The organism is Ralstonia pickettii, from assembly GCF_030582395.1.
GTDB classification, from domain to species: Bacteria; Pseudomonadota; Gammaproteobacteria; order Burkholderiales; family Burkholderiaceae; genus Ralstonia; species Ralstonia pickettii_D.
On the sequence record NZ_CP104382.1, the window covers coordinates 1,117,989 to 1,131,064 of the forward strand.

The following is a 13,076-nucleotide window of genomic DNA, read 5'->3' on the forward strand; positions in this document are numbered from 1 at the left end:
CTATCGATCGGGTCGATGCGTCGCTCTCTAGCCTGCTTCTCGCGTGGGGGAACGCGAGGACCATACCAACACCCGCCAAGGCGCGCGGTTATGCGGTGCAGCGCAGCACAAGGGCCTTCCTGCACGTGCCCGATGCGCCGGGTTGTTACATGGGTGAACGCAAGAGAGAGGGTCCGGCGGCGGCAAGATCAACGCCACGGCATGCAACGCCATCTGATGGGGTGAGACATTCGTCAGGCTGCGGACAGGGCCTCCCTCCAAATGATCGATGCGTCGAGCCGGCCGATGCAGGGCATTTGGGTTAGGCGAGCGGGAAGCTCACCTGACCAGCGCGGCGCGCAAGTTGGTGCCTGCACTGCACTGCACGGTGACAAGCGGCTGCAAAGCCCGATGCGCAAAGGACTTGCCAGGCGGATCGCTCATCAGATGCCGCTGACCGCGGAGTCCAGCCATGCGTCAGCGATGTTGCCGCACCCATGGCCAGAGCAAGCGAAAACATCGGCGCTGGCAAATCGGCAAATCGGTTGCAGCGCTGAAACACAAAGCCGCGCTCAGGGCGCGGCTTGTTGGGGTGAGCGTGTCGGCTTGCGAGTCAGAACTGTTCCCAGTCGTCGGCATCGCTGGACACCGCAGCCAGGGCAAGTTTGCCCGGCTTGGCTTCGGCCACCGCAACAGGCGCCGCCTTCGCATCCGGGGCCGGTACCGTCGCCGGCTTTGTAGGCGCTGCGAGGCGCTTGCGTGCGGCACGTGCCGTCGCTGCCGCTGGTTTGCGCGCGACCGGTTTCGCTGCCGGATTGGGCGAAGCCCGCACCGTCGATACCGCCGGTGCTGCTGCCTTGGCAACGCTCAGCGCACTGGCAGCTGCGGGAGCCAGCACAGGCTCCGCATTCGCGCCCGCCGCCGGCAGGCGGAATGACGCCACCGCCTCGCGCAGAACACCAGCCTGTTCCTCCAGCGATTGCGCAGCGGCCGCCGCCTCTTCCACCAGCGCGGCGTTCTGCTGGGTCACCTCATCCATCTGTGTGACGGCTTGGTTGACTTGCTCGATACCGGCACTTTGTTCCTCAGAAGCCGAGCTGATCTCGCCCATGATGTCAGTCACGCGCTTCACGGCAACGACGACCTCGTCGATCACGTCGCCTGCTTCGGCAACCAGCGTCGTGCCGTTTTCAACACGTCCAACCGAATCGCTGATGAGTTCCTTGATTTCCTTGGCTGCCGTGGCCGAGCGCTGTGCAAGGCTGCGTACCTCACCGGCCACCACCGCAAAGCCGCGGCCTTGCTCGCCCGCGCGGGCGGCTTCCACTGCCGCATTCAACGCGAGGATGTTGGTCTGGAATGCAATGCCCTCGATCACGCCGATGATGTCCGCAATCTTCTTGCTGCTGTCGTTGATGCCCGACATCGTCTCGATCACGCGGCCCACCACTTCACCGCCCTTCACGGCGATGTCCGATGCGTTGCCTGCGAGCTGGCTGGCCTGACGCGCGTTGTCGGCGTTCTGACGCACGATGCTCGTCAGCTCTTCCATGCTCGACGCGGTTTCTTCCAGCGACGACGCCTGTTCTTCGGTGCGTTGCGACAGGTCCATGTTGCCGGCCGCAATCTGCTTGGTGGCGCTCGCGATAGATTCGCTGCCGCCGCGCATCGTCACGATGGTACGGATCAGGCCGTGCTGCATGTCGATGAGACCTTGCGTGAGCGCACCCATTTCGTCTTTGCTGGTGACGGTGATGCGTTCGGTCAGGTTGCCCTTCGAGATCGCGCTGAAATGGCCCAGCATCTTTGACAGCGGCACCGAGATCGCGCGGTGCAGGCCGAAGGCGCAGCCCAGTGCGGCCGCAATGCCCACCACGATGGCGCCAATGATCAGCAGCAGGAATGCATGCGATCGGGCTGCCGCGCTTTCGTAGGCGGCCTTGGCCTGCTCGATCTGGCTGCGGTCGAGCGCATCGGCTGCCGCAGACAGCGCGACCGACAGCGGCGGGATGACGTTCATCACCACCTTGTCGGCGGCTGCGGCATCGCGGGCCCGCAATGCGTTCATCAACGGCTCGATGCCGTCGCGGAAGAGCGCGTTGCGCTTGGCTTCCATGTCGGCGGCCAGGCGCGTTTCATCCGCGCTCATGGGCAAGGCCTTGTATTGTTTCCACGCGTCGTCAGACTTGGCGCGGTATCCGTTGGCCTTGTCCAGGATAGCCGGCACGTCGGCCGCATCCGGATGGAAGACCGCACGATCGAGCGTCGTTCGCACGATCGCCGCATTCAGCTGCGACTTGCCGACCAGCGAAGTCGAAGCAAGCTGATTGGTGTAGATCTCGTTGATGTTCGCGTCGGACGCGCGCATTCCAACCACGCCGATGGTGCCAGTGGCCGTCAGCAGCGCAGCCAGTAGCGCCAGCGCGGCGTTGAGTCGGAAACGGATGGAAAGTCGATTGAGCATGGGAGTCACAGCGGGTGATTGCTTCCGCTATATCGGCCGGCCCGCGTGGTTTCTGAAGCCCCGCGCGGGCACTCCCATGCGCGATGTGGCTAGTACGGCACTGCCATGTTGTTTTCGATACGGGCGCGATCCCCCGCGCGCAAGCCGTTCGGGTTGTTCTGCGTGAGCGTAACGCGCGAGTTGTCATTCAGCCGCATGGTCACGCGGTAGGTCTGGCCGACCACCGTGTTGCCCTCCACGGCGTTGCCCGCCATGGCACCGGCAACCGCGCCGCCGATGGTGGCCACGGTATTGCCGCGCCCGCCGCCCACCTGGTGGCCCAGCAAGCCGCCCACCACGCCGCCGAGCACCGCGCCGACGCCGCTGGCCTGACCGCGCACGGGCACGGCTTCGACGTATTCGACAACGCCGTAGCGGTTATCCGCCGGCGCCTGATAAGACGGGTCGCTGCTGCTCGGATACGGTGAATAGTTCGGCTGCGAGTATGTCGGCGCGGGCTGTTGCGGATACGGCTGCGGTGCGTTGGGGTCATAGCTGCCGTAGCCGTTGTTGTACGTGTTGTCGTACCCGCTGGTATAGCCGCTGCCATAAGTGGTCGGGCCGGTACTGTTAGCGTAGGCGTTGCTGCCCGCGGCATACCCTGCACCATAGCCGGCGCCATAGCCGGGGTACGCCGGCGCCGTCACGCAGCCTGTCAGCCCAGCTGCCACGCCGGTCAGTGCAACCGCCGCCACCCAACGCGCTGCGTGCCCTGCACGGTCTGACTTGTTCGTTGCTCGCATGATGAATCCCGTCTGGTGAACGAAGCGTCCGGGCCGGCCGTGCAGTCTGCTGTGCGGCCCGCGGCCATGCGCCTCTTACCGCAAAGTCTATGCCGCACGCCGGCAAACCCGTGCAACCAAACCTGCTCATCGGTAACGGGGTGTAAGCATATGGGGGCACGGCCTTCAGCACCGCATTGGAGCGCGCGTTATGATCGCCAGGCGCCGTGCGGCGCACCTCTGTGCCGACCGGGACCTGCCCCGTTCGTGAGCCTGCACCCTCTCCTCCCCATGCAACCGACCCTGCTGCTCCTCATTGCGATGACGCCCGACAACGTGGCGCAGATCGCTGAACATTTCCACGTCATCCATGCGCCCACCCGCGCCGAGCGCGACGCCGCGATCGCTCGCCACGGGCAGGATGTCCGCATCGTGCTCACCAACGGCTCGACGGGCCTGACCGGCGCAGAAATCGCCGCGATGCCCAAGCTGGAACTGGCCTGCGCGCTCGGTGCCGGCTACGAGAACATCGACGTGGAGGCCGCCCGCGCACGTGGCGTGGCGGTGGCCAACGGCGCCGGCACCAACGACGCCTGCGTGGCCGACCACGCCTTTGGCTTGCTGCTGGCCACCGTGCGCGGCATTCCCAAGCTGGATCGATCCACACGCAATGGCGTCTGGCGTGACGACATTCCGCTGCAGCCCGGCGTATGCGGCAAGCGCCTGGGCATCGTCGGCCTGGGCACCATCGGCATGCAGATCGCGCGCCGCGCAGCGGGCTTCGACATGCAGATCGGCTATCACAACCGCAAGCCGCGCGACGGCGTTTCGTACCGCTATTTCGATGTGCTGAAGGACATGGCCGAGTGGGCCGACTTCCTGATCGTTGCCACGCCGGGCGGCGCGCAGACGAAGCATCTGGTCAACCAGACGATCCTGGAGGCGCTGGGCCCGTGTGGCTACGTGGTCAACATTGCGCGCGGCAGCGTGGTGGATACGGCGGCGCTGGAAGCGTCCATCCGTTCAGGAAAGCTGGGCGGCGCGGGGCTGGATGTATATGAGAGCGAGCCCAAACCGCCGGCCGGGCTGCTGGATCTGAACCAGGTCGTGCTGACGCCGCACATTGCCGGCTGGTCGCCGGAATCGGTGCAGGCTACGGTCGATCGCTTTCTGGAGAACGCCCGCGGGCACCTGGCGGGCACAGGCGTGGTGTCCCCGGTCGAATGAACTGACCTGGGGACACCCCGATCACACAATTACGACGCCGGACGCTTCATCTGGCACGACGTCGGCTGGGCCGCGAGGTGCGGTTCCAGCGTGACGTCGGTACGCCAGCCGTAGCCGGTGTTTTCCTGGTCGTACTTGATCTTCTTGCCGTCGGCCTTCACCCAGGTAGTCACGTACAGCGTCTGCTGCGCCTGGTGGTCGGTCTTGCGCATTTCGATCGGGCCGTTGAGCCCATCGACCGTCATGCCTTCCATCACCTTGGCCACCTTGGCCGGCTCTGCCGAACCGCTCGTCTTGATAGCCTTGGCGAGGAAGGCGATGCCGGTGTAGACATCGGCGTTGAAGAAGTCGTCGTTGTACTTCTTCTTGAAGCCGTCGAGCACGGCGTTCGTCTTCGGGTTGCCGTCGTTCGGCGCGAAGTAGCTGATGACCTTCACGCGGTCTGCGCCTGAGGCGCCCATTGCCGTAGGCACACCGGTGGTGCCGGCGTAGTACGTGTAGAAATTGGTGTTGAGGCCCGCATCCTTCGATGCGCGGATCAGCAGTGCCAGATCGCTCCCCCAGTTACCGGTGATGACCGTATCCGCGCCCGAAGCACGAATCTTCGCGACATACGGCGAGAAGTCCTTCACCTGCGCGAGCGGGTGCAGATCCTCACCCACCACCTGGATGTCCGGGCGCTTGCGCTTGAGGTACTCCTTCGCCGCGCGCGCCACCTGGTGGCCGAACGAGTAGTTCTGGTTGAGCAGGTAGACCTTCTTGATGCTCTGGTCCTTGGCGAGATAGCTCGTCAGGGCCTCCATCTTCATGTCGGAGTTGGCGTCCAGGCGGAAGTGCCAGTAGTTGCACTTGCTGTTGGTCATGTCCGGATCGACCGCGGCGTAGTTCAGATAGATGATCTCCTTGCCCGGGTTGCGGTCGTTGTACTTGGCGATCGCGTCCTGCAGCGCCATGCCCACACTGGACCCGTCGCCCTGCGCGACGTAGCGGATGCCCTGGTCGGTGATCTGCTTGAGGATCGTCAGGCTTTCTTGCGGTGAAACCTTGTTGTCGAAACCGACGACTTCAAACTTGGTGCCGTTGCCGCTCCAGTTCTGCTGGTTGGCGAGGTCAGCCGCGTATTGCCAGCTGCGCAACTGGTTCTGGCCCAGCGCGCCCATCAGCCCGGACAGCGGATCGATCCACGCGATCTTGACGGTCTCGGCGTGGACAATGCTCGGGCAGAGTGCGCCCGCGAATGTGCCAACTGCTGCCGCCGCGCACAGCGCGAGTCGGAATGCCTTCATGCAAATGTCTCCTGATGTCTTATCGTTAGACGCCGTGCAGAAGGCATCGTCGAGCATGGTTCTTTTACTAAACCGCAAACCGAGGCTTGCAGTAGCTCGATCCTTCCATACACAAACGTATGTGCATGGTAGGAGTGCGTTTATTGCCGTGTCAACCCGCGCAAACCTGGGGGCCTCAGCCTGATTTAAGCGCTGGACAGCCGTGTCAGCGGGACTAGAATCCGCGTTCATGCCCAAGCCTTCCTTGCGGATCGACGAACACGACGCGGCTGTCGACGTTGATGCCGAATCCTCAGCCCCTGCTGCACCGCGTGCACAACTTACGCCCGACGACTGGGTTCGCGCCGCCACCGATCTGCTCGTCACCAAGAGCATCGATGCCGTGCGCGTGGATGTGCTCGCCAAGCAGCTGGACGTGACGCGCGGCAGCTTCTACTGGCACTTCAAGAACCGCGACGACCTGCTGCACCAGGTGCTGCAGGACTGGAGCGAGCGCACACGCGTGGGCCCCAAGCTGGAGCGACAGAACCCTTCGGTGCAAGGGCTCGTTCGCGATCTGCTGGCACTGCCGTTTCGCGGTCGCAGCGCGCGACGCACGGCCATGATCGAATTCGCCATCCGTGCCTGGGCGCGGCGTGACCCGATGGCGCAGGAAGCCGTCGAAGCCGTCGACGAACACCGCATGGACTACTACATCCAGCATTTCCAGGCGATCGGCTTTACGCGCAAGGACGCCAAGACGCGCGCCTTCATGCTGTACGCCTACCAGCTATCGGAAGCCACGCTCTGGCACCAGGGCAGCAAGCCCGACAAAGACGCGCGCCGCCGCTTCTTTGAAGACACGCTGCTTGCCGGCGCGCCGCAAGAAGATTCGGCCACACCCTCGCAGGAATAGATCGTGCTGCATCGAGCGCATTCGTTTTAGAGTGCGCCGCGATGCCCGAATCGCCAGCCTTTCACACGTCAGACCTGCCCAGCCGGCTCGATCGCCTGCCCTGGAGCTGCTTTCACACGCGTGTGGTCATCGCGCTGGGCATTACGTGGCTGCTCGACGGCCTGGAGGTGACTCTGGCCGGCGCGGTGGCGGGCGCCCTCAAGCAAAGCCCTGCGCTGCATCTTTCCAACGCGCAGGTCGGCATCGCCAGCAGCGCATACCTGGTCGGTGCGGTAATCGGTGCACTGCTGTTTGGCTGGATGACGGATCGACTGGGCCGCCGCAAGCTGTTCTTCATCACGTTGGGCGTCTACATCCTGGCCACGCTGGCGACAGCGTTTTCGTGGAGCTTTGCCAGCCTGGTCGTGTTTCGCGTGCTCACCGGCGCGGGGATCGGCGGCGAATATGCGGCCATCAATTCGACGATCCAGGAACTGACGCCGGCACGCGTGCGCGGCTGGACGGACCTCGCCATCAACGGCACGTTCTGGGTCGGTGCCGCGTTGGGTGCGGGCGCCTCGTTGTGGCTGCTGGACCCCGCGCACATGAGCGTCGATACCGGCTGGCGGCTGTGCTTCTTCATCGGCGCCGTGCTGGGGCTCATCATTCTGGTGATGCGTTTCTGGATTCCGGAAAGCCCGCGCTGGCTCATCACCCGCGGCCGGCACGAAGAAGCGCAAGCCATCGTGCAGGAGATCGAAAGCGAAATCACCGCACGCGGCCATCGCTTCGATACCGCGCCGCTGCCCAGCTTGCGCATGCGCAGCCGTGGCCATCCACGCTTGGTGGAAGTCGCACGCGTGCTGTTCGTGCAGCACCGGCAACGGGCGTTGGTGGGCCTGGCGCTGATGGCCGCGCAGGCGTTTTTCTACAACGCGATCTTCTTTACCTACGCGCTGGTGCTGACGGATTTCTATGGCGTGCCCGCAACGAAGGTCGGCACCTATCTGCTGCCGTTCGCGCTGGGCAATTTTCTCGGGCCGCTGCTGCTTGGGCGGTTGTTCGATGTGGTCGGCCGGCGCACGATGATTGCCGCCGCGTATGCGATCAGCGGTGTGCTGTTGTTGGTGAGCGGCGCGCTGTTCAAGGCAGGTGTGCTCGACGGCACCACGCAGACCCTCGCGTGGACCGTGGTGTTTTTCTTTGCATCGGCCGCCGCCAGCTCGGCGTATCTGACGGTGAGCGAGACCTTCCCGCTTGAGGTGCGCGCACTGGCCATCGCGTTGTTCTATGCCGTGGGCACGGGCCTGGGCGGCGTTGCGGGGCCTGCGCTGTTCGGCTGGCTGATCGATACACACTCGCGCGGTGCCGTGTTCGGCGGCTATGCGTTCGGCGCGGTGCTCATGCTGCTTGCGGCCGCGGTACAGGCGTGCTGGGGGACGGCCGCTGAGCGCAAACCGCTCGAACACGTGGCTGCGCCGCTGTCGGTGGACGATAGCCAGGCTTGATCTGCGCCAAACCTGCGCCACGCGCGTCGCCATCGGTCGCCTATATACTTTCGCGCAGCGCTTTCCCGTGCATTTCCCGCTTACTGGAGACACCCATGCCTGACGCGACTTACGACAACCAGAACATCTTCGCCAAGATCCTGCGCGGCGAGCTGCCCTGCATCAAGGTGTACGAAGACGACCACACCATCGCCTTCATGGACATCATGCCGCAGGCCGACGGCCACGTGCTGGTGCTGCCCAAGGAAGGCGCGGCAGAGCTGTTCGACCTGTCCGACGATGCCGCATCGGCTGCCATCCGCACCACGCGCAAATTGGCGCGCGCCGTGCGGGCTGCGTTCACCCCGCCGGGCATCGCCATCTTTCAGCTCAACGGCAGCGCCGCCGGGCAGACGGTGCCGCACGTGCACTTTCACGTGCTGCCGCGCTACAGCGACACCCCGCTGCAACCACACGCCCGTGTCCAAGCTGACAGCGACAAGCTCAAGGCCCAAGCTGAGAAGATCATCGCCGCACTGCAAGCGGAATAAACGCCACCGTCACGGCGCAGCAGACGGCACTGCCGCGTTTGCCTGCGCCGTAATGTCGCCCGCTCATGCTCCTGTCGATAAGCCAGCCAGTCCAGGTGCTGGTCGACTGCTTCGGCCCAGCGGCAGCCGATCGCAGCATCACCATCGACGTGCAGTGCGATGCGGAGCTGCACCACAAGCCCACCCGCGCGCGCATCGACGTGGCGGTTCTACCGGGGCGGCCCCTCGCAGGCGCAATCCAATGCGCAATCAAGCCAGTCGACCGGGTTGGGGCTGACCATCTTCACAACCATCATGGACCTGCACGGTGGTAGCGTGCAGGCCAGCAGCTCGCCGGGTGGGCGGACCGGGTTCCGGCTGGTCTTTCCGGCTTGACGCAAGACTTACGTACCGATCCGCTGTGCCGACGGCGTACGCGTAGCGTCCTGCCCGTCGTCGCGCAGAATCTGCCGATATGCAGCCACGACCATCGCGCCGATAAACCGCAGCAGGCGGCGCGGGGCGTTGATGTCTTCGGTCACGGCAAAGCGCGCCGGTGTGCCTTCGACGGGCTCACCCGACAACCAGAACCGCACGCCCGCCGGCACATCGATCGATTGGCCCGGCTTGAGCCAGATGTCCTGGCGCTGATGCTCCTGCGTAACCCACAACAGCCCGGCTTGTGCGGCGATGGTTTGGGCCCGTGCCGACCGCCAACTCACCGGCACGCCCGGCCGGTCCAGTTCAAAGATTCTGATCTCGCGCATGATTGAGACTCCTGTGCCGGGGTTCGTGGTGGATTTTTATGGGGACTGCGGATCGGCACGGTCCCATCTTGAGCGGCAGCGCAACCGGTTGACATGAACAGTTGTGAACAGTTTCGCTGAACTGTTCACCATCTTTCGCGAACAGTTCATCTGCATGACCGACAGAACTGCATTTGGATATGTCAAACCGTTCGTTTTCGGCCGGGCACCGGGTGGCTAGCATGATCCATCGCCATTGCTCGGAGCCGCCATGCCAGACGATCACAACGCCGCCATCGACACCACGTTCGGCACCCTGCGCGTACGCCGCGTGGCCGGACATATCGGCGGGGAGGTGCTCGACCTCAAGCTCGACGCGGAGTTGGCGGACGACACGTTCGCGAGCCTGTATGCCGCTCTGCTCAAGTACAAGGTGTTGTTCTTTCGCGACCAGCAGCATCTGGACGATGATCGACACCAGGCCTTCGGCAAACGCTTCGGCCGCATCGTCGCCCATCCAACCGTGCCGGCGCCCACCGGCACGCAGCTGTTTGAACTGGACGCGTCAAAGGGCGGCGGCCGTGCCGACTCGTGGCACACCGACGTGACGTTTCTCGATGCGTTTCCGAAGGTGTCGATCCTGCGCGCGGTGACGATTCCCGCTTACGGCGGCGACACGGTCTGGGCCAACACGGCCCGCGCCTACGAACAATTGCCGGATACGCTCAAGCAGCTTGCCGAGCAACTCTGGGCCGTGCACACCAACGATTACGACTACGGTGCCGAGCGCACGCAGATCGACGGCGCACGCCTGCAGCATCACCGCGAGGTGTTTACCGCGTCGGTGTATGAAGCGTCGCACCCCGTGGTGCATGTGCATCCTGAGACCAGCGAACGCGCCCTGCTGCTCGGGCATTTTGTCAAGCGCTTCACCGGCCTGCCGGGAAGCGAATCGACGCGGCTGTTCGAACTGCTGCAGAACCGCGTAACGCGGCTGGACAACACCGTGCGCTGGCAATGGCGCCAGCACGACGTTGCCATCTGGGACAACCGCGCCACGCAGCATTACGCCATCAACGATTACGGCAACCAGCCGCGCCTGGTACGCCGCGTGACCGTGCATGGCGACACGGCCATCTCGGTGGATGGCAGCCGCAGCACGCAACTGCGCCGCCCCGAAGCCACCAACGACGCGCACATCGACACGCTGGTGGCAGCCTCACACTAAGATCAGGCCCCGGCCGCCTGCTGCACCAACCGGTGGTAGAAGCGGATCAGCTCCACCAGGTTGGCTTCGGTGATCCGCTCGTTGGTGCCGTGAAAGCGCGGCAGGTCTTCCGGCTTGGCGCGCACCGGCGAGAACCGATACACATGGTCGGCAATCTCGATCATGTGGCGCGAATCCGTCGCGCCGATCATCAGCCCCGGCGCCACGACCGTGCCCGGGAACAGCTCGCGCACCGTCTTGTTGATCAACTGATACGACGCCGATTGCGTGGGCGACACCGGCGAGGCTTCGCTCGAGCCGGGCAGCCGTGTCAGCTCGAACTTGCCTTTGGGCGCCGCCGCCTTGGCGGCGTCCTCCACGTGCGCGGTGACGGAGGCGATGGTGTCGCCGGGCAGCAGGCGGAAGTTGACCGTGGCCTCGGCGCGGCCGGGCAGCACGTTGTCCTTGTTGCCGGCCTGCACGATGGTCAACGCAGTCGTGGTGCGCAGCATGGCGTTGGAGCTGCCCGATGCCTCCAATTGCTTCTGGAGCAGCGGCCCGAACAGCCAGAGGTTCGACAGTGCCACGCGGCTGAAACCCTGCATCTCGGGCGCCAGCGTCGCAAACATCTCCTGCGCAACGCCCCTAATGCCCGCGGGCAATTGATCGTCATCCAGCCGCTTGAGCGTGGCGCTCATCATGGCGATGGCGCTCTGCCCTTGCGGAGGCGGCATCGACGAATGTCCCGGCGTAGCGCCCACCTTGAGCTGCACGGAGAGGAAGCCCTTCTCTGCCACGCCGATCAGCGCCGCAGGTTTGGTGAGCCCAGGCAGCACGCCTTCGGTAATCAGCAGACCTTCGTCGATCACGAAGTCGAGCCGTTCGCCGCGCGATTTCAGCAACGCGGCGATCTGCTTGGCACCGCGCTCGCCGCCCACTTCCTCGTCGGCGCCAAAGGCCAGGTGGATGGTGCGGCGCGGCTTGAAGCCGCTGGCGGCCAGCAACTCGATGGCTTCCATCTGAGAGATCAGGTTGCCCTTGTCGTCCCACGCACCGCGCCCCCAGACCATGCCGTCTTTGACGACGCCGTCGAACGGCGGCTGCGCCCAGTCGCCTTCGGTGCCGGGGGCAATCGGCACGACATCCTGGTGCGCCATCAGCATGATGGGCTTCAGCGACGGGTCAGCGCCCTTCCAGGTGTAGAGCAACGCAAAGTCGCCCACCTGCTCACGCTGCAGCACGGCGTGCGCCTTGGGGTAACGCGCCTCGAGCATGGCGTGCAGCTGGCGGAACTGGTCGGCGCTCAGTTGCGCATCGGCGGCGCTCGACACGGTGCGTGCGCGCACGGCTTCGGCCAGGTGCGCCGCAGCGGCCGGGCCATCCACCGCGACCGGCGTGACGGCCGGCACATCCAGCTGGCGCGAGTTGTGCCGCCACGTATTGACGCCCACAACCGCTGCAAGGGCCACCAGGATGACGGCGATTGCCAACAGCAAACGCCCCATCACCCGCCCCGCCGTCGCTCGGCGACGTTTGAAAGATGCATGCATCGAAGAGTCCCCTCCTTGTGATTGAACTGCCACGGTCGACCGCAAGTATCGCTCTAACTCAGACCGAGTAACCATCTACGCAAATATTCGTGGGAATGGGCCCGGTTGCCATGCTGGAATCACTGCATGTTCCTTTTGCTGCAACCGTTCCCATGAAACTGACTCAACGACTCGCCCTCGCACTCAGCGCCCTCACCATTGCCGCTGCCGCCCATGCGGCCCCACTGCGTATCGGCGTCACGCCTGGTGCGCTGGCCGATTCCGTGGAGGTGGCCGCCGCCGAAGCCCGAAAGCAGGGGCTGGACGTCAAGGTGGTGGAGTTGACCGACTGGACCACCCCGAACGTGGCACTCGCCTCGGGTGATCTGGATCTCAATTACTTCCAGCACCAGGCCTTTCTAGACAACGCGATCAAGGAACGCGGTTATGCCTTCAAGAGCGTCGGCATCGGCGTGCTGGGCAACATCGGCCTGTATTCCAGCAAGATCAAACGCCTGAGCGATTTGAAGGACGGCGCCCGCGTGGCCGTGGCCAATGACCCCGTCAACCAGGGCCGTGGCCTGTTGCTGCTGCAGAAGGCAGGGCTGATCAAACTGCGCGATGGCGTGGGTGCACGCGGCACGCTCAATGACGTGGTCGCCAATCCGAAGAAGCTGAAGTTTGTCGAAATCGAAGGGCCGCAGCTTGTACGCGCGCTCGATGACGTGGACCTTGCACAGGGCTACCCCGCGCACTTCGTCAACGCGGGCAAACCGGACGTTGCAAGCGCCGGCTTGCTGTACTCGGGCATCGACGACGAGTACTTCGCCATCCGCTTCGTTGCCCGCAACGACAACGCCAACGACCCGCGCATCGCCCGCTTCATCAAGCTGTATCAGGACTCGCCTGCCGTGCGCCAGCAAGTGCGCACGTCCTATGCCAACGACGACAAGCTCTTCACTCTGCCCTGGGTGAAACGGTGACTC

General features: G+C 64.5%; 12 protein-coding genes. 7 read left to right on the forward strand and 5 right to left on the reverse strand.

The features are described from left to right. Positions 1-592 precede the first annotated feature (592 nt). Together N5B55_RS21730 and N5B55_RS21735 are read right to left on the reverse strand one after the other, a co-directional pair. Positions 593-2,443: a methyl-accepting chemotaxis protein gene (locus N5B55_RS21730; protein WP_304540035.1), complete on the reverse strand. Its 1,851-nt coding sequence runs from the start codon at positions 2,441-2,443 to the stop codon at positions 593-595. A gap of 89 nt (positions 2,444-2,532) precedes the next feature. Then, positions 2,533-3,225 (reverse strand): glycine zipper 2TM domain-containing protein, encoded by a 693-nt coding sequence (locus tag N5B55_RS21735; RefSeq protein WP_304540036.1) that lies wholly within the window; start codon positions 3,223-3,225, stop codon positions 2,533-2,535. Positions 3,226-3,495: 270 nt separating this feature from the next. On the opposite strand from N5B55_RS21735, the gene N5B55_RS21740 reads away from it, so the two are divergent. After that, entirely contained in the window at positions 3,496-4,431 is a 936-nt protein-coding gene (locus N5B55_RS21740; RefSeq protein ID WP_304540037.1) for a 2-hydroxyacid dehydrogenase, read from the forward strand. A gap of 29 nt (positions 4,432-4,460) precedes the next feature. On the opposite strand, the gene N5B55_RS21745 is transcribed toward N5B55_RS21740, so the two are convergent. Further along, a complete protein-coding gene (locus N5B55_RS21745) occupies positions 4,461-5,717 on the reverse strand; it encodes a branched-chain amino acid ABC transporter substrate-binding protein (RefSeq protein ID WP_304540038.1) in 1,257 nt (418 codons plus the stop codon). A gap of 229 nt (positions 5,718-5,946) precedes the next feature. On the opposite strand from N5B55_RS21745, the gene N5B55_RS21750 reads away from it, so the two are divergent. The 4 genes from N5B55_RS21750 (at position 5,947) to N5B55_RS21765 (ending at position 9,004) form a co-directional block, all read left to right on the forward strand. Continuing rightward, positions 5,947-6,612, forward strand: a complete 666-nt coding sequence (locus tag N5B55_RS21750; protein WP_065855713.1) for a TetR/AcrR family transcriptional regulator — start codon at positions 5,947-5,949, stop codon at positions 6,610-6,612. Positions 6,613-6,653: 41 nt separating this feature from the next. Next, positions 6,654-8,099, forward strand: coding sequence for an MFS transporter (locus tag N5B55_RS21755; protein WP_304540039.1), 1,446 nt, complete (start codon positions 6,654-6,656; stop codon positions 8,097-8,099). A gap of 95 nt (positions 8,100-8,194) precedes the next feature. Further along, the gene (locus N5B55_RS21760) at positions 8,195-8,629 is read left to right on the forward strand and encodes an HIT family protein (RefSeq protein WP_009239937.1); all 435 of its coding nucleotides are present in this window, start codon (positions 8,195-8,197) and stop codon (positions 8,627-8,629) included. A 159-nt stretch (positions 8,630-8,788) separates the two neighbouring features. Beyond that, a complete protein-coding gene (locus N5B55_RS21765; protein WP_369812440.1) occupies positions 8,789-9,004 on the forward strand; it encodes an ATP-binding protein in 216 nt (71 codons plus the stop codon). Between the two features lie 8 nt (positions 9,005-9,012). On the opposite strand, the gene N5B55_RS21770 is transcribed toward N5B55_RS21765, so the two are convergent. Further along, positions 9,013-9,375: a DUF2917 domain-containing protein gene (locus N5B55_RS21770; RefSeq protein WP_065855722.1), complete on the reverse strand. Its 363-nt coding sequence runs from the start codon at positions 9,373-9,375 to the stop codon at positions 9,013-9,015. 250 nt (positions 9,376-9,625) lie between these two features. Here N5B55_RS21770 and N5B55_RS21775 point away from each other — a divergent pair, with 250 nt between their 5' ends. Further along, on the forward strand, positions 9,626-10,582 hold the full coding sequence (locus tag N5B55_RS21775; protein ID WP_304540040.1) for a TauD/TfdA dioxygenase family protein: 957 nt from the start codon (positions 9,626-9,628) through the stop codon (positions 10,580-10,582). Positions 10,583-10,584: 2 nt separating this feature from the next. Here N5B55_RS21775 and N5B55_RS21780 read toward each other — a convergent pair whose 3' ends face one another. Further along, positions 10,585-12,111, reverse strand: coding sequence for a M20 family peptidase (locus tag N5B55_RS21780; RefSeq protein WP_304540041.1), 1,527 nt, complete (start codon positions 12,109-12,111; stop codon positions 10,585-10,587). A 152-nt stretch (positions 12,112-12,263) separates the two neighbouring features. On the opposite strand from N5B55_RS21780, the gene N5B55_RS21785 reads away from it, so the two are divergent. Further along, positions 12,264-13,073, forward strand: a complete 810-nt coding sequence (locus tag N5B55_RS21785) for a MetQ/NlpA family ABC transporter substrate-binding protein (RefSeq protein WP_065855730.1) — start codon at positions 12,264-12,266, stop codon at positions 13,071-13,073. Positions 13,074-13,076: the final 3 nt, after the last annotated feature.